Origin of the sequence: Thermomicrobium roseum DSM 5159 (assembly GCF_000021685.1) — a bacterium.
In the GTDB taxonomy this organism is placed as follows: Bacteria; Chloroflexota; Chloroflexia; order Thermomicrobiales; family Thermomicrobiaceae; genus Thermomicrobium; species Thermomicrobium roseum.
Map to the genome: position 1 here is coordinate 1,251,563 of NC_011959.1, position 17,011 is coordinate 1,268,573.

At 63.8% G+C, this 17,011-nt stretch carries 12 protein-coding genes; 10 read left to right on the forward strand and 2 right to left on the reverse strand.

Annotated features, from left to right (window positions below):
- Positions 1–169 precede the first annotated feature (169 nt).
- The 3 genes from TRD_RS05920 (at position 170) to TRD_RS05930 (ending at position 5,058) form a co-directional block, all read left to right on the forward strand.
- Positions 170–2,722, forward strand: a complete 2,553-nt coding sequence (locus tag TRD_RS05920) for an AAA family ATPase (protein ID WP_015922217.1) — start codon at positions 170–172, stop codon at positions 2,720–2,722.
- A gap of 100 nt (positions 2,723–2,822) precedes the next feature.
- Complete coding sequence (locus tag TRD_RS05925) at positions 2,823–4,232, forward strand: NfeD family protein (protein ID WP_015922218.1); 1,410 nt, start codon at positions 2,823–2,825, stop codon at positions 4,230–4,232.
- A 28-nt stretch (positions 4,233–4,260) separates the two neighbouring features.
- The gene (locus tag TRD_RS05930) at positions 4,261–5,058 is read left to right on the forward strand and encodes a slipin family protein (RefSeq protein WP_015922219.1); all 798 of its coding nucleotides are present in this window, start codon (positions 4,261–4,263) and stop codon (positions 5,056–5,058) included.
- A 2-nt stretch (positions 5,059–5,060) separates the two neighbouring features.
- Here the strand turns inward: TRD_RS05930 and sppA are convergent, their stop codons facing one another.
- Together sppA and TRD_RS05940 are read right to left on the reverse strand one after the other, a co-directional pair.
- The gene (gene sppA / locus TRD_RS05935) at positions 5,061–6,026 is read right to left on the reverse strand and encodes a signal peptide peptidase SppA (protein WP_015922220.1); all 966 of its coding nucleotides are present in this window, start codon (positions 6,024–6,026) and stop codon (positions 5,061–5,063) included.
- A 33-nt stretch (positions 6,027–6,059) separates the two neighbouring features.
- On the reverse strand, positions 6,060–6,917 hold the full coding sequence (locus TRD_RS05940; RefSeq protein WP_015922221.1) for a pyruvate, water dikinase regulatory protein: 858 nt from the start codon (positions 6,915–6,917) through the stop codon (positions 6,060–6,062).
- Between the two features lie 100 nt (positions 6,918–7,017).
- Here TRD_RS05940 and TRD_RS05945 point away from each other — a divergent pair, with 100 nt between their 5' ends.
- From TRD_RS05945 to rsmG, 7 genes are all read left to right on the forward strand, one after another.
- Positions 7,018–9,435, forward strand: a complete 2,418-nt coding sequence (locus TRD_RS05945) for a flippase activity-associated protein Agl23 (RefSeq protein WP_169302287.1) — start codon at positions 7,018–7,020, stop codon at positions 9,433–9,435.
- Complete coding sequence (locus tag TRD_RS05950; protein WP_015922223.1) at positions 9,432–11,264, forward strand: ArnT family glycosyltransferase; 1,833 nt, start codon at positions 9,432–9,434, stop codon at positions 11,262–11,264. Before TRD_RS05945 ends, TRD_RS05950 begins: the two co-directional genes overlap by 4 nt.
- Positions 11,265–11,271: 7 nt before the next feature.
- Positions 11,272–11,946 (forward strand): response regulator transcription factor, encoded by a 675-nt coding sequence (locus tag TRD_RS05955; protein ID WP_015922224.1) that lies wholly within the window; start codon positions 11,272–11,274, stop codon positions 11,944–11,946.
- Positions 11,947–12,037: 91 nt separating this feature from the next.
- Positions 12,038–13,471, forward strand: a complete 1,434-nt coding sequence (locus TRD_RS13620) for a sensor histidine kinase (RefSeq protein ID WP_015922225.1) — start codon at positions 12,038–12,040, stop codon at positions 13,469–13,471.
- A 13-nt stretch (positions 13,472–13,484) separates the two neighbouring features.
- On the forward strand, positions 13,485–14,183 hold the full coding sequence (locus TRD_RS05965) for a SurA N-terminal domain-containing protein (protein ID WP_015922226.1): 699 nt from the start codon (positions 13,485–13,487) through the stop codon (positions 14,181–14,183).
- Positions 14,184–14,359: 176 nt separating this feature from the next.
- Positions 14,360–16,249 carry a 1-deoxy-D-xylulose-5-phosphate synthase gene (gene dxs / locus TRD_RS05970; RefSeq protein WP_015922227.1) on the forward strand — a complete coding sequence of 630 codons (1,890 nt, stop codon included), beginning with the start codon at positions 14,360–14,362 and terminating at the stop codon, positions 16,247–16,249.
- On the forward strand, positions 16,246–17,010 hold the full coding sequence (gene rsmG, locus TRD_RS05975; protein ID WP_015922228.1) for a 16S rRNA (guanine(527)-N(7))-methyltransferase RsmG: 765 nt from the start codon (positions 16,246–16,248) through the stop codon (positions 17,008–17,010). Before dxs ends, rsmG begins: the two co-directional genes overlap by 4 nt.
- The last annotated feature ends 1 nt before the right edge of the window (position 17,011 follow it).

The window sequence follows — 17,011 nt, forward strand, 5'->3', positions numbered from 1 at the left end:
CGGTGCCGAGTCGTCGAGGTCAGGGGAGGGGGATTTCGCCAGACGAACTTCCCCAGATCGGCAGGTCGCCTCCGCTACCCGCGACCCTGCCATCTGGTTGGGCAACGCGGGCCTCCTCGCACGCTGTCAGTATATACTCTTGGCTGAGGCGACGCGCGAAGGATCATCCATGATTCCTACTCGTCTGGTTCTCCGGCACTTTCTGTGCTATCGCGACCCGGTGGAAGTCGATTTTACCGGTCTGCAGCTGGCCTGCCTGTCCGGTGAGAACGGCGCCGGCAAGTCGGCCCTCCTCGATGCGATGACCTGGGCGTTGTGGGAAAAGGCACGCGCCAGCAATCAACATCTGGTCAGCCTCGGCGAACTCGAGACACGCGTCGAGTTCAGCTTCCGTCTCGACGGGCGAGAATACCGGGTCGTTCGGGCGTATACGAGCAGTGGCAAGAAGGGTTCGCTGCTCGAACTCCATGTCAGGACAGAGGATGGCTGGTATCCGCTCGCCTCCAGCGGCAAGCACACTGTGCAAGCGGAAATCGATCGCCTGCTCGGCATCAGTTACTCGACGTTCGTCAATTCTGTCTTTCTCCTCCAGGGAAGAGCGGATGAGTTCACCCGCCAGACACCGGCCAAACGGAAAGAAATTCTGGCCGAATTGCTCGAGCTCGACCGGTACGAGCGATATCGCGAGGTCGCTCGCGAGGAAGCGAAACGACTCCACGACGAGCGCACTCGCTCCGAGCAGATGCTCGCCGCACTCCGCGAGCAGGCAGCCCAGGCACCTGCACTCCGCGACCAGGTCACCCGGCTCGAAAACGCGCTCGACGCCCAGCGAGCGCAGTTGGCACAACTGCGCGAGCAGCTCAAGCTCAGGCAAGAGCGCTTGTATCGACTGCAACTGGAAGTCGAGCGTTACCGCGAGCGGTCAGCACGCCACGCTGAACTCGTGAGAGAGTGCGCAAAACGTCACGAAGAAAAGGATCGACTGGAACAACGACTCGCGACGCAGCAGGCCATCCTGCAACGCGCGCCGGAGATCGAGCGTCGAGCACAGGAACTGGACGCCGTCCAGCGCGAACTCGACGAACTCGGTCGCATCGCCGCGGAACGGCAGCGTATCCAGCAGGAGCTCCTCCAGCGCGAGCGTGACCTGGAAAGCAAGCGACGCGAACGTGCTGTCCGCAAGCAAGCGCTCGAGACCCGCATCAAAGAGACGGAGCAGGCGCTCGCTCAACGGCCCGAGCTGCAAGCGCGACTCGTCCAGATCGACGAGGAGCTTGCTCGACTCGCCACCCTCCGGGAGCGGCAAGCGGAACTCGACAACCAAAAGGTGCAACGCGAAGCGCGGCGCGGTGAATTGCGGGCGCTCGCGAACCAACTGCGCCAGCAGATGAAGGAACTTCAGGAACAGTTACAGCAGCTGTCCGCCATCGACGCCGTCTGTCCCGTGTGTCTCCGACCGCTCACGCCGGAGGAACGCGCTCGCCAGGAGGCTCAAGTACGCGAACGAGGAGCGCAGCTTCGGTCCACCTTCGACGCCAGCCGGAATGAAGACCTTCAGCTCGCCAAGGAGTTAGAGGAAATCCAGCAGCGTCGTCGCGAGCTCGACGCCGAATTGAGGAGAGAGGGTGATCTCCAAGCCGAAGGCGGCAAGATACGCGGTGATCTCGAAAAACTCGCTCGGCAGGAGCGCGAACTGGCTCAGTTGCGGCGCGAATTGGAGCAGCTGAGTCGCTCGGAGGAGTTCGACCCCGAGTACCGATCACTCGCAGACGAGGTGCAGAAGCTCCGGCAGCAATTGACAGCACTCGTTTTCGATCCGGAACGCCGTGAGGCACTCGAGCGACGGCGCCGCGAACTCGAGCCGGTTCGGCAAGAACTACTGCAACTGCGCGACGCGCGAACAGCTGTGCAGCACCTCGCCGAACGGCTGAGCGAACTCGAACGCGAGATCGCGACGCTCGAGACCGAGCGGGTGAGTTTGGAGGCTGAACTGGCAGCCTGGTCCCCGCCAGAACGAGAACTGGAGACCGTGCACAGCGAACTCGAACAACTGAAGCAGCGCGAACAGAGCGAAGAAGAACTGATCGAGCGGTTGCAGTCCCAGCTCGGTGCTCTGCGGCAGCGATTGACGGATGCGGAGGCAGCGCAGGATGAGGCCGAGCGCGTTTCGCGAGAACTCGATCGCTTGGCGCGCGAAATCGCCGTACTGGAGACACTCGACCGCGCTTTCGGTAAGCACGGAATCCAGACGATGGTCTTCGAAAATGTCTTGCCGGATCTCGCCGAGGCCGCGAACGAGATTCTTGACCGCTTGCCTGGCAATACGCTCCGCATCGACTTCGTCACTCAGCGGGACAAAACCAGCGGGGACGGCGCGATCGAGACGCTCGACATCCTGATCAGCGACGAGTTCGGCCAGCGCCCATACGAGCTGTACAGTGGTGGCGAGGCGTTCCGCATCAACTTCGCACTGCGCGTGGCCTTGAGCCTTTTGCTCGTCGAGCGAGCGGGCCGCCGTCTGGAGACATTGGTCATCGATGAAGGTTTCGGCACACAAGACGCCAAAGGGCGCGAAGGACTGATTCAAGCCCTTCAGTCGGTCCAGGATCGCTTCGCGCTGATTCTCGTCATCACACACCTGGAGGACCTCAAGGAGCAATTCCCACAGCGGATCGAGGTGTACAAGACGTCGGGCGGGTCCCAGGTCACCGTCATCCGCTGAGCACGACTCCACGAGCCAACGCCGACCGACCCAGGTCGACTATACTCGGAGCAGGAGAACCCACGCCGAGCAGCCGCTTTCATCCGAACGAGGGTATCCGATGCGGTACTGGCAGAATCTTCGCTCACGATGCATGTCGCTTTTCCTCATGATCGTCGGCTTGGCACTCCTCGGCCAAAGCGGCGCAGCAGCGAGTACGCGCGTCTATCTCGTCGAAATCGATGGGGCGATCACGCCGGTGGTGGCCAGCTACGTCGATCGTGCTCTCCGCCAGGCCGCCGATCAGGGTGCGGAAGCCGTCGTCATCCAGCTCGACACGCCGGGCGGACTGAGTTCAGCGATGGACGAGATCATCCAGGACATCCTCCAGAGTCCAGTCCCGGTGATCGTCTACGTCGCACCGGAAGGCGCCCGCGCTGCCTCGGCCGGAGTCTTCATCACCTACGCCGCCCACATCGCCGCCATGGCACCAGCGACGAATATCGGCTCAGCCAGTCCAGTCCTCATCGGCCAAGACGGGCAGGCCGCGCAACCGGACGACACGATGCAGCGGAAAGTCGTCAACGATGCCGTCGCCAAGATCCGCAGCCTGGCGGAGCGGCGCGGTCGCAACGCTGACTGGGCGGAGCAAGCGGTCCGCGAAGCCGTCAACATCTCCGCTGAGCAAGCGGTGGCTCAGAACGTCGTCGATCTCGTGGCCCCGTCGCTTCCTGCTCTCTTGGATGCCGTGGATGGCCGAACCGTGACCACGAGTGCTGGACAGGTCACCCTCCGCACGCGCGCTGCCGAGGTCGTTCCGATCCAGATGACGCTCATCGAACGGTTCTTCCAAGTCCTGAGTGATCCCAACGTGGCCTACATTCTCCTCAGTTTGGGTATGCTCGGACTCTTCTTCGAACTCGCCAATCCTGGCAGCATCCTGCCTGGAGTCCTCGGTGGCATCCTGCTCCTGCTCGGGCTGTACGCCTTGGGGACGCTGGACGTCAACTGGGCTGGCGTGCTGCTGATGGGCTTCGCCTTCCTCTTGTTCCTGATCGATCTCTATGTCCCAACGCATGGTGTCTTGACGATCGGCGGGATCGTGTCGTTCGCACTCGGCTCCCTCCTGCTCTTGCAGTCACCGGCCAGCCCGGCCTTCCAACTCTCGCGCGCTGTCGTGATCGCAGTCACCGCGACGATCGCCGGTGTGTTCCTGCTTCTCGTGTATCTGGTCGCCCGCGCGCACGCCCGGCGTCCACAGACCGGAAAGGAGGCGTTGCTCGGCGCACGAGCTGTCGTCCGGCGCACCCTCGACCCGGAAGGCATGGTCTTCGTCGAGGGGGAATTGTGGCGCGCTCGCAGCCTCGCCGGCACCATTCCTGCCGGTAGGACGGTACGCGTGGTCGGAGTGGAGGGACTCGTCTTGCTCGTCGAACCAGCGAGCGAAGAGGAGCCGGCTGTCCGAGTCCGACGGCTGGCAGGAGACGTGCGTCGCTGGCGGCCGCTCGGTGCCCTGTTCCGCCGCGGATGAGATGTCGTGAACTGGAAAGGAGTGGCCGATGGGCTTGACATCGCTGATCACCGGTGCAGTCGTCGTCGTTTTGGTGCTCATGTTCCTGAGTTCCATGATCAAGGTCGTCCAGGAGTACGAGCGCGGCGTCATCTTCCGCCTGGGACGTTTGGTCGGTCCGCGCGGACCCGGACTGATCTTGCTCATCCCGATCATCGAACGGATGGTCAAGGTCGATCTGCGCGTGGTCACGATGGATATTCCGGTGCAGGAAGTGATCACGCGCGATAACGTGACCGTGCGGGTGAACGCAGTCGCCTACTTCCGCGTTGTCGATCCCAACGCAGCGGTCGTGAACGTTGCCGACTACATCCGGGCGACCTCGCAAATCTCCCAAACGACGCTCCGGAGCGTCCTCGGCCAGGTCGAGCTCGACGAACTCCTCGCCGAACGAGAGAAAATCAACCAGAAGCTGCAGGAAATCATCGACGAGCAGACCGAACCGTGGGGCGTGAAGGTCAGCATCGTGGAGATCAAGGACGTCGAGCTTCCCGAATCGATGCAGCGAGCCATGGCGCGTCAGGCCGAGGCCGAGCGGGAGAAGCGCGCCAAGATCATCCATGCGGAGGGCGAACTCGCCGCTGCAAGCCAGCTGGCCGAGGCTGCCCGCACGCTCCTCAGCGTTCCCGGTGCGCTGCAGCTCCGTTTCTTGCAGACGCTGACGGAGATCGCTGCCGAACGCAACAGCACCATCATTTTCCCGGTGCCGATCGATCTCCTCACGCCGTTTCTCGAGAACCGGCTCGCTCAGGTCCCGTCCGCCATCCAGCCTGGTTCCGATGACTGAGATCAACCGAGCGTAGCGAGCTCGTAGCGTAGCTCGATCGGGCCGGTCGGGAGGACTCCCACCGGCCCCGCATCGTCCCGGCCGAACAAGAATCGCGCCGTGGTCCTGCTCAACGATTCCCAAAAGGTCGGCTGCGGGCGATAGACGCGGACCGCTGGTTCCGCTCCCAGTCCAGCCAGCTGGCCAGCTACTGCCAGGGCGTCACGGTAGCCGCCGAGTTCATCGACGAGCCCGAGCTCTTTCGCCTGGCGCCCAGTGTAGATGCGGCCGTCAGCCAACTCGCGCACGCGCTCGGGTGGCATCGCGCGACCCTCGGCGACGACTCGCACGAACTCGTCGTAGGCCTCGTGAACCAGCTGCTCGAGCAGTGCGCGCTCTTCTGGAGTCAACGGACGATCGCTCGACGCCATGTCCTTGAAGGTGCCGCTCTTGACGACTTGCATGCGAATGCCCAGTTTCTCGTACAAGCCGGACAGGTCAGGAATGATCAGGATCACCCCGATACTGCCGGTGATGGTGTCAGGCATGGCGACGATACGGTCGGCCGGCGCACTGATGTAATAACCGCCGGACGCGGCAGTGTCCTCGAAAAAGGCCACGACTGGCTTCCCGGATTCCTGCACACGTCGCACTGCTGCCCAGATCTCGCGCGCCGCATTGACGCCACCCCCCGGACTATCGACGCGCAACAGGACGACTCTGGCATTCGGGTTTTGGCGCGCTCGCTCCAGTTGCTCGACGATCCGCTCGGCGCTCGCCGACTCGCCGGTCAACAGACCGGCCCCACCGCGGAGCGCGATGGGCCCGCGGACACGGATCTCAGCGACATGCGGCTGCTCCAGCCAGCGGTCGAGTCTGCCCGATGCGAGCATGCCGAGCCCGGCCGTCAGCGCGAGGCAGCTCGCAACCAGCAGGAGACTGAGCCCGACGATCCACCAGGTGCGACGAGTTGTCCTCGCTGCAGGCATCCCACCATTTCCTTCCGACACTCCGACCACGAGTCAATCGTTATCAGCCTGGCCAGTGAGTCCGCGCAGGCGTTGCCGCTGGATGATCGAGACCACTTCCTTCGCGATCTCCTCGATCGACTTCCCCGTAATGTTGACGAGTGGCCAAGGATAACCGCTCCGTGCGATGCGGCGGAAATAGATCAGTTCCTCCGCCACCTTCTCGGGATCGGCATACTCGCCCGGCAGCGTGCCACCGAGCGCCTGGAGGCGATGTTGCCGGATACGGACCAGCTCGTCCTTGTCGATCGTCAATCCGACGATCTTGCGTTGATCGATTTGCCGCAGCTGCGGAGGCGGCGGCACGTTCAGGATGATCGGCACATTGGCCACCTTCCAACCGGACATGGAGAGATAGACCGAAAGCGGCGTTTTGGACGTCCGCGAGACGCCGACCAGCACGATGTCGGCTTCCCCGAGCGTCTCCAGACCCTGGCCGTCATCATGCCGGACCGTGTACTGGATCGCTTCGATCCGCTGGAAGTATTCAGGCCCGACACCGCGTGCTGCACCTGGTCGCAGGAGTGGCTCGACTCCTACCTTCTGGGAGATTTGGCCCAGTAGCGGGCCGAGCAGATCGACGTGATCGATGAGACGGGCATTGCACTCGCGGACGAGCACACGGCGAATCTCGACGATCACCACCGTATGCACGATGATCCCGTTCGCCTGCTCAGCTGCCTCGACGACTTCCCGAACCTGATCCAGCGTCCGCACACCTGGATAGCGACGAACATCGAACTCGACGTGCGGGAACTGCGCCATCGCCGCATCCAGCACGGCCTGTGCGGTCGTCCCCACCCCATCGGAGACGAGGAAAACCGTGCACCGTGGCCGCGTCACTCCTGTCATCGCTTCGCTCCTGTCGGCACTCTCCCGAGCCGAGCATACTCGACTGGTAGAATCCCGGAGGCACGGTCGTGACGGGGTTCAGGTAGAGAGCGGTGAGATCGTGAACGGTTCGACCACACCGCCGAGCGTCGATCGAGCGCGACGGTCGCTCCCGCACCGTGCAGGACGAGTCGCATCCTGGCGACCGACCATCGAACAGCTGGCTTATACGGTTCTCGCTCTTCTGGCGCTCTGTACACGCTTGTGGGACCTCGGCTCGCGGGCACTCCACCATGACGAGTCGCTCCACACGTATTTCTCGTGGGTCTACGAGCAGGGAAACGGTTATATCCATCATCCGATGATGCATGGCCCATCGCTGTTTCATCTCGATGCTCTGGCATATCTGCTGTTCGGCAGCAGTGACTGGGCATCGCGTCTACCAGCTGCCCTTTTCGGCGTCGTGCTCGTCCTCTCGCCGGCGCTGCTCCGGGACCGCGAGTTGCTCGGTCGCTGGGGGGCATTCGCCGCGAGCACCTTTCTGCTGCTTTCTCCTTCTGTGCTCTACTTCAGCCGCTTCATCCGGCACGATATCTTCGCCGTCACTGCAACCGTGCTGCTTTTCGTGTGCTTTCTGCGCTATGTGCACGAGCCCGCGCGGCGCTGGCTGGTTGGTGCGCTGGTAACCGGTGCATTCATGCTGACGACGCACGAAGTGACCTTCGTTTCTGCCTTTATCCTCGTCACGTTCATCGCGGTCGCCCTCGCTGCCCGCGCGGCGCCGATCCTTTTGGCGACGAGCGGACTTGCTCTGGCAGCGTTCGGTGGCTCGGTGCTCCTGTTCGAGGCACTGGGTGTTCCTGGATTACCGGCGATACCATGGGAAAATCCAACCGCGGAGGCGATCCAGACGTTCGCGATTCGACTCCTCACTCATCCGATCACGCTCGCTGCTCTCGGTATCTTCTTCTTGTGGGCCTTTTGGAGTTGGCGCTTGCTCACCCGGGAAAAAGGTCCGGACCAATCATGGAGCGCCTGGTTACAGCGCATCGCGCCGCCCGGCTCGGTGGCCTCGGCCATTGCCACGGCGCTGGCTGATCGAGCCGGGCTCGCCTGGGGAACGAGCATCGGCGCAGGAATCTTCATCGCACTCTACACCAGCCTCTTCACGAACCTCGGCGGTCTCGCCAGCGGAACCGTCGGCGCGCTCGGGTACTGGCTCGGGCAACACGGTGTCCAGCGCGGGGAACAGCCGTGGTTTTACTATCTCGTGATGCTTCCTCAGTACGAACTCATCGCCGTGGCCGCATTTCCGGTCGGGCTTGTCCTCGCGCTCCGCGGAGGACTGGCTGCGCTCCGGCGCGGCACGCCACTACCGGCTTCCTGGCTGACGCTCACCTTTCTCGTCTATTGGGGAGCCATCATGCTCGCTGTCCTCTCCTGGGCGGGCGAGAAGATGCCTTGGTTGGTGATCCACATCACGGTTCCCTTGTGTCTGCTCGCTGGTTTGCTCGTCGGCAGGTTTCTCGAGGAGTTCGAGCATGCCTGGATACGCTGGAACCGCGCTGAACATCGCCTCGCGCTCGGCCTAGCGACGCTCGTCGTCGCGCTCCTCGCACAGTGGTTCCTCGCGATGGCCTGGGTCACAGCCGGTCCATTCGAGACGACGCAGGGTCCTCCGACGCGAGGAATTCGTTTCGGCGGGGAGACCGCGCTCCGCCTGGCATGGGTACCGGTGCTCGTCGCTGCTTTCGCAATCATCGTGCCAGCTGTCGATCGACGATGGCGCCAGTTCGCACTTCCAGCAGTCTCCGGTTGGCTGATCGCGGCAGCCCTCTTTCAGGTCCACGCTGGATGGCGGGTGACCTATCGCGAAGGAGACGTGCCGCGCGACATGCTGATCTATGTCCAGACAGCACCACACGTCGTCCAGCTCACCCGCGACCTCGAGCGCTTTTCGCACGAGCTGACCGGAGGGATGGATCTGGAGATCTGGTACGACTCGGGAACGCAGTGGCCAATGAACTGGTATCTTCGCGAGTTTCCACGTCGCCGCTATTTCGGTACGACCCTCAACACCCTTCCCGAGCATCCGCCGCCGATCGTGCTCTACTCGCTCGAATACTTGCGTCCGGAAACCGATGCCCTTCTGCGGAGCCAATACACGAGCTTCGATTATCCGATGCGCTGGTGGTATCCAGAAGAGACCACGTACCGAGCATTCGCGATCGCGCCCGAACTGAAGAATCCAGCACGCCAGAACCTCCAAACGAGTGATCTCCCGCCGTTCACGCTCGGCGATGTACTCCGGAGCATCTGGCGCAGCCTGGCGAGTGCCCGGGAACCATCGCAACAGGCCAAGCTGTTTCGCTTGGTCGCTCTGCGTGAACTGCCCTCGCCGATCGGCTCGTACCGTTTCCGCCTATATGTCCGCAACGACCTGCTACCGGCTTTCCAGGAGATCCGGCTGCAGCAACCGCGGTTGGACCCGGTCCTGGCAGCACCACCAGTCTCGACCGAGAGGGAGGCATCGTCATGAGCGTACCGGCCTCGTCGGCACCTGAGCGATCGCTCCTCGATCGGGAGATCCCGCTCGGAGCAGTCATGCTGCGTCTCGCGCCGTGGCTTGCGGTACTCATTCTGGCAGCGCTGCCCAGGCTCTACGGTTTGCGCTCATACCCGCTCGCTCCGCAGGAAGCGCGGTTGGCTTGGGATGCCAGTCGTCTCGTCGCCGGCGGCGACCTCACGACTGCTGGATGGACGCAGCCGCTTGCCACCGCCTTGGCGGCACTCTCTTTCTTTCTCTTCGGGCCGGGGGATGGGGCAGCGCGGCTGATCAGCCTGCTCGCCGGATTCGCGAGCGTGGCACTGGCTATCCGGCTCGGACAGCGCATCGATCCACTGCTCGGTTGGGCCAGCGGAATCCTGCTCGCCCTCTCCCCGACATTCGTCGTCGCCAGTACGCGACTCGACGGAACGATGTTGCTGGTCAGCCTGGCCCTGGCCGCTGCCTGTCTTTTCCTCGGTCCCGCACCCACGCGGCCCTCGGCGGTCATGGTGGGCCTGTTGCTCGGAACGCCTCCGCTCGCTCACCCGCTCGGCTGGATCCTGACGCTCGGTGGCACTGCCATTGCACTCGCACGCTGGTCGCATCGCAGCCGGAATCTGGTTTCTCTGGTCGTGGGAGCCCTCCTCACCATCACCCTGACCAGCACGTTCCTCTTCACGCGCCCGGACGGCCTCGCACGGTTCCTCGTCACCAGCTGGCAGACGCTCGTTACGGAGTTTCTCGGTCAGCCGTTCGCTGCCTGGTCCCGTCCGCTCGTTCTCCTGGCGACCGAGGAGTTCCCGATACTCGTCCTCGCCCTCGGCGGGGCGATCCTGTCTATTCGACGCCGGGCTGCGCGGGGGCTCCTCGTCGTCGCCTTTCTCGGCGTCGGCAGTGCGATCCTCTTCGGGAACGGCCGGGCGAGTGCACTCGCACTCGCCGTAACGAGCGCGGTCTTTCTCGCTGGTTACGGTCTCTGTCAGCTTCTCCGCGCGATCCCGTGGTCGACGCTCCGGCGCAGCTGGGATAGCGCGGTTCTCGGCATGAGCGCTCTCGCGTTGCTTCTCGGTCTCAGCCTGATCGGCCGACTGCTGTCCGGTCCGCAAGGAGACGCCTTCGCTTGGTTGGCTGGTGTCGTCAGTCTCCTGCTGTTGCTCTTCGTCACGCTCTGGTCGATCCAGCAGCTGTGGCGACGAGCCGTCGCACCACGCCGTACGCTCCTCGTCCTGCCGCTGCTCGCCCTGAGCTTCCTCGCCTCCCGCGACGCGATGCTCGCCAACGCGACCACGAGCTACCGGCCTGGTACCGTTTTGCACGGTGAAGACAGTGCACCGGGATTGCGCACGACCGTCGACCGCCTCCGGCGGGCCAGTATGGACCTTACCATGTTCCAGTTCGATCCGCGTGATCCGACTGGTGGACACGGACTCGTCATCGCGCTCCACGATTCGGTCTCCCAGCCCTTTGCCTGGTACCTGCGTGACTTCCCGTCCTTGCGTATCGTCTCGACGAGCGACCTACCTCGTGCACTCGCGGATGCCCAGGTCATCGTCATACCTCCGGAAATGCACGCGGGAATCGCCGCAGCGCGGCCCGAGCTGGTCTGGCAACCGGTTCCCGCGCAACTCGCAGTCCCAGCGGTCCTGCGCTCACCACCCTGGGGACGTCTGGTGACCGGCATCGTCGATCCCCGCGATTGGCGAGAATACATCTCGTTTCTCCTCTACCGTCGAATCGCGGTACCGAATCTGCCGCAGACGGTTCTAGTAGGATTGGTGCCGGAGGTGGCAACGCGGGCCGGTTACTCGGCGGTCCCCTGAGCGATCGATGGCGCACATACTCGTCGTCGAGGACGACGCGCGTATTGCCAAGATTCTGGAACTTTTCCTGCGCCGCGACGGGCACACGGTCGTGACCGTTGCCGACGGAACGGCTGCGCTGGCGCGCTTCGAGCAGGAGCACCCTGATCTGGTCATCCTCGACCTCATGTTGCCGGGCACACACGGTCGTGACGTCTGCCGAGCCCTCCGTCTCCGCCATGCCACACCGATCCTCATGCTCACGGCGCTCGATGACGAGCGCGATATCGTCGAGGGACTAGATCTCGGGGCCGACGACTACGTCACCAAACCGTTCAAGCCGAACGAGCTGCTCGCCCGCGTGCGGGCACTCCTGCGGCGCGCCAGCGGACCACCGGTGAGAGAACTTGTGTACGGGGATATCCGCATCGACCGTGAGGCACGCACTGTCTTCATCGATGATGAGCCGGTCACCTTGCGCCCACGCGAGTTCGACCTCTTGCTGGCCCTGGTGAGCCAGGCGGGCAGAATCATCTCGCGTCAGCGCCTTTTGCAGCAAGTCTGGTGCGACCACGAAATCGACGAGGCTTCGCGCACCCTGGACGTCCACGTCAATCGGCTGCGTCAGAAATTGCAGAAAAGTCGCGTCCGGATCGAGAGCATCCGAGGCATCGGCTACCGACTCGCTCTCAGTGAATCGTAAGCGTCCGGTTACGTTCCGTTTACATCGCGCGATCAGACTGAGGAGTGGCAGGCGGGGTGGAGACCACTCCGGTTGCCGGATAGGGTGAGCAGTGATCAGGAGTCTACGCGGCCGCTTGTTCGCGAGCTTCGTCGCGGTGGTGCTGGTCATGGTGACCACAACTGCTCTGGCTGCCATTTGGCCCCTCGTCCGCGCCCAGCGCGAGGTCAACCAGCGCGAGCTGGAGCAGCTGGCGGCCCAACTGGCAGTCGGCATCGATGCCGTTTACCGTCGCCCCGGACTGCGGCCGCTCCTGGGCGGTGAGTTCCTGCACGAACTCGGTGAGCGCAGCGGCGTGCGGCTCCTGATCATCGACCCGCAGGGGGCGATCGTGGCGGATTCGGTCGAGGAGCCGCTTCCCCCGGCCGTACGGGCAGCGGTCACCCAGGGGTTAGCGGAGGGCACACGAGAGCAACGATTCTCTCCTGGAAAGCGCGACCGGGCGGTCCGGCTCGCTGGTTCGGTGGGCGGCTACTCATTGGCGGCAGCCCCGTTGGCCAGCGTACCGGGAGCGACCCTCGTCGTCCTGGCGCCGGCACCGACGCGGGTCCTCCTGCGCACGCTGATCCCAGGGCTTGGGCTGGCGCTGGCTGCTGGGCTCGTCGCCTCGCTCGCTGTGACCTGGTTCCTTGCACGATCGATCGCTGGGCCGATCGCGCGCCTAGCTGCAGTCGCCGACGCTATCGCGGCCGGTGACCTCTCGCGCCAGGCGAGTGACGCTGGGTCCGACGAGGTCGGGCGACTGGTGCGCAGCTTCAACACGATGGTGACGACTCTGCGGCGTCTCCTGGAGGGACAGCGCAACCTCCTAGCCAACGTCGCCCACGAACTCCGCACGCCGCTCACAGTGATCCAGGGATATGCCCACGCGCTCCGGGAGGGACTGCTCACCGAGGCGCCCGAGCGCGAGGAGGCGTTGCAGGTCATCGCGAGCGAGAGCGAACGGGCAGCGCGCCTCCTCACGCAGCTCTTGCACCTGACGCGCCTGGAAACCGGCCAGATCGCGCTCGAGCGCCAGCCTGTCGATCTGGCGGCACTGGTTCAACGTGTCCTGGCTCGTCACCGGCTGGAGGCTCAGCAGCGCCGTATCACGCTGACGGCGACGATCCCCGACGCACTGCTGGTTTCGGGAGATCCGGATCTGCTCGAGCAGGCGATCGAGAACCTGGTGCAGAATGCGCTCGTCCACGGCCGTGACGGGATGGACATCGTGATCAGCGCGCGGTCGATCCCCGCAACACCCCCGCGGGTCGCACTCACCGTCCGCGACACTGGTCCTGGTATTCCGCCCGATGCCTTGCCACACTTGTTCGATCGGTTCTACCGGGGAGCCCCAGCACAGAACGACCGGAACGGTTTCGGACTCGGCTTAGCCATCGTCCGCGAGATCGTGACCCTTCACGGCGGGACGGTCTCGGTGGCCTCCGAACTCGGAGTCGGGACGACGTTCACGCTGGAACTCCCGGAAGCGACCGTGCTCGATTGAGAGGAGGTCAGCCATGTCGTGGAATCAGCTACGCAGTCGACGGTTCTGGATCGTGATGCTCCTGAGCGGAGCCCTCGCCTCGCTCGTGGCCAGCGCAGGGTTCGTGGCTGCCCAAGCAGCTCCTCCCACCCCATCCACGAAGGCCGGCATCTGCTCGTCGCTCGGAGAGACCAAAGCTGGGCCGCTCAGTGATCTCTTGAGCGCGTTAGTCAACGAGGGCATCATCACCCAGGACCAGGCAAACCGTATTCAGCAATATGTCACCGACCGGGCTCGTACGCGCTGTTATCAGGCTCACGTTTTGTCACCCGCCGATATCCTGAGCACCACTGCGACCAAGCTCGGCTTGACCGTTAGCCAGCTCGAGGCAGAACTCCGGCAGGGCAAGACGCTCGCCCAGATCGCCGGTGAGCATGGCGTCACCCGCGATGACTTGAAGGCGGCACTGCTCCAAACAGCTCAGGCGAACGCGAAGACGCTGGTCCAACAGGGTGTCCTCACGCAGGACGAGGCAGACCAGGCTCTGCGAGCGGTCGAGAGCAACCTCGACGCGCTGATCGACGCGACTGGACCCTGGGGCTTCAAGCACGGCGCCGGATGGGGGCGCGGCCGGTATCACCGCTGGGGCTGGCAGTACGCTCCGGGCGCACCAGAGCAGCAAGGACAGAACGGAGCCCGCTTCGCTCCCTGGATGCCGATTTACAGCCAGTGAATCAGCCTTGCCCTTCTCACTCCGCCCGGGGAGGAGGGTTCCCTCCTCCCCGTCTCGTTTGCCGGATCGGCGCGGGCATTTTGACGTCGATCAGCTTCCCTGTTACGATCAGCATGTCCCGCACCGCTGCCCGTGTTTCGGTGACGCGCGGGGCGGTTCCGATGAGGGGGAATCCGATGTATTTGGAACGGATCGACAGTCCACAGGACCTCAAGCGATTGAGCGTACCCGAACTCGAAAAGCTTGCCGAAGAGATCAGGGAAGCCATCATCGAAGTTGTGCTGGGGAAAACCGGCGGACACTTCGCTCCGAATCTCGGGACAGTCGAACTCACGTTGGCCTTGCATTACGTCTTCGATTCGCCGCGGGACAAAATCGTTTGGGATGTCGGTCACCAGGCCTACCCGCACAAGCTGGTGACCGGTCGCCGCGACCGGTTCCACACGATCCGGCAAGAAGGTGGCCTGAGCGGTTTCCTCCAGCGCGAAGAAAGCCCGCACGACCACTTCGGCGCTGGCCACGCTTCGACGTCGATTTCGGCCGCCCTGGGAATGGCGGTGGCAGCCAAACTACGGGGCGATCGCTACCACACGATCGCTGTTATCGGCGACGGTGCGCTGACCGGTGGCATGGCCTATGAAGCGCTGAATCATGCCGGTGCCCTCCAGGTACCCCTGATCGTCGTCCTCAACGACAACGAGATGTCGATCGCACCCAATGTGGGGGCACTGGCACGGTATCTGACCCGCGTCCGGACCGACACGCGGTACCGGCAAGCAAAGGTCGAAATCGAGCGACTGCTCCGACGGCTTCCGCAAGGCGAACGGCTGGTCGAACTCTCTCACCGCTTCTTGGACGGCCTCAAGGAGGTCGTCTACCGGACGATGATCTGGGAAGAACTCGGCTTTACCTATATCGGTCCGATCGATGGGCACAACCTGCGCGAGTTGATCGAGACCTTCCAGTTGGTCAAGACGTTCGACAGCCCGGTTTTCGTCCATGTCTTGACTGTCAAGGGCAAGGGATACCAGCCAGCGGAAGATGATCCGTTCAAGCACCACAGCGCGGCGGTCAAGGTTCCGGGAGCACCACCCACCCCACCACGGTACCAGGATGTCTTCGGTCAGACGTTGGTCGAGCTCGCCGCCAAAAATGATCGAATCGTCGCCATCACTGCGGCCATGCCGGACGGGACTGGGCTCCTGCCCTTCGCCGCAGCGTACCCTGACCGGTTCTTCGACGTGGGGATCGCCGAACAGCATGCCGTCACCTTCGCGGCTGGCCTGGCAACGCAGGGGCTCCGTCCGGTCTGCGCGATTTATTCCACCTTCCTGCAACGTGCCTACGACCAGGTGATCCATGACGTCTGTATCCAGAAACTCCCCGTCGTCTTCGCGATGGACCGTGCCGGTCTCGTGGGGGAAGATGGGCGAACCCATCACGGTGTGTTCGACGTCGCATATCTCCGCTGTCTTCCCAATATGGTCCTCATGGCACCGAAGGACGAGGATGAGCTGCGTCACATGTTAGCGACTGCGCTCGCTTACGAGGAAGGGCCGATCGCGCTCCGCTACCCGCGCGGGAGCGGTGTCGGCGTCCCCATGCTCGGGGAACCGCGTGTCCTGCCCATCGGCCGAGCGGAATTACTGCGCGAGGGATCCGACGTCGCGATCGTGGCGCTCGGTGCGACCGTTCTCCCGGCCGAGCGTGCCGCGGACATCCTCGCGGAGCGGGGAATCCGCGCGACTGTCATCAACGCTCGTTTCGTCAAACCGCTCGACCGGTCACTCATTCTCGATGCTGCGCGCGAATGCGGTTGCCTGGTGACGGTCGAAGAAGCCCAGCTGGCCGGAGGTTTCGGCAGCGCAGTCCTGGAGACACTCGCCGATGCCGGACTGTTGATTCCGGTACTGCGCCTGGGCCTGGCCGATCGCTTTTTCGACCACGCTTCCCAGGCATCGCTCCGGCGGCAAGCGGGAATCGATGCCGAATCGATCGCCAGCCGGACGCTCGCGTTCCTCGCGACCCATGGTCGTATCGAGACAGGAGCGATCAGCGACCGGTGAGCGGTGAGCCGCTCGATCTCGAGTTCGTCCAGCAGGCCCTCGGGCGCTGGGGAGAGGCTTTCACGCCGGAGCGCGAACGTGCCTTCCAGCAGTACGGGCAACTGCTCCTGCAGTGGAACAGGCAAATCAACTTGACTGGGCTCGACGAGTGGTCAGCTATTCAGCGCCGACTGCTCGTCGAGTCGCTCGCTCTGCTTCCCTGGGTGGATCGCGCCTGCGAGCGAAAGACTCCTTGCCGGATGATCGACGTGGGTACCGGAGCAGGCATACCGGGCATCCCGATCGCGGTCGTTCGGCCCTCGCTCATGATCACCCTCCTCGACGCGACCAAAAAGAAGATCCGCTTCCTCGAGACGGTCGTGCAACAGCTGCGACTGGCCAACGTCGTGCCCATACACGAGCGGGCCGAAGTCCTCGCTCATCAGCCAGCTCACCGCGGCCGCTACCATCTCGCGACGGCCCGAGCACTGGCGCATCTGGCGACCGCGTGCGAACTCACGTTGCCTTTCCTGGCCCCAGGAGGGCTTGCGCTCTTCCCGAAAGGTACCGGTATCGAGCAGGAACTCGCCGAGAGCCAGCCAGCACTCGCTCTCCTTGGCGGTGAACTCCTCGCCGTCGAGCCTCTCCCGCTGGCAGATCTCGTCGGCACCGCCAGTACACTCGTCGTCGTCCGCGCGGTACGCCCTTGCCCGCCCATGTACCCGCGGCGACCCGGTGTCCCGGCGAAGCGACCGCTCGGCGAGTTCACCCGGAAGGAGTGAC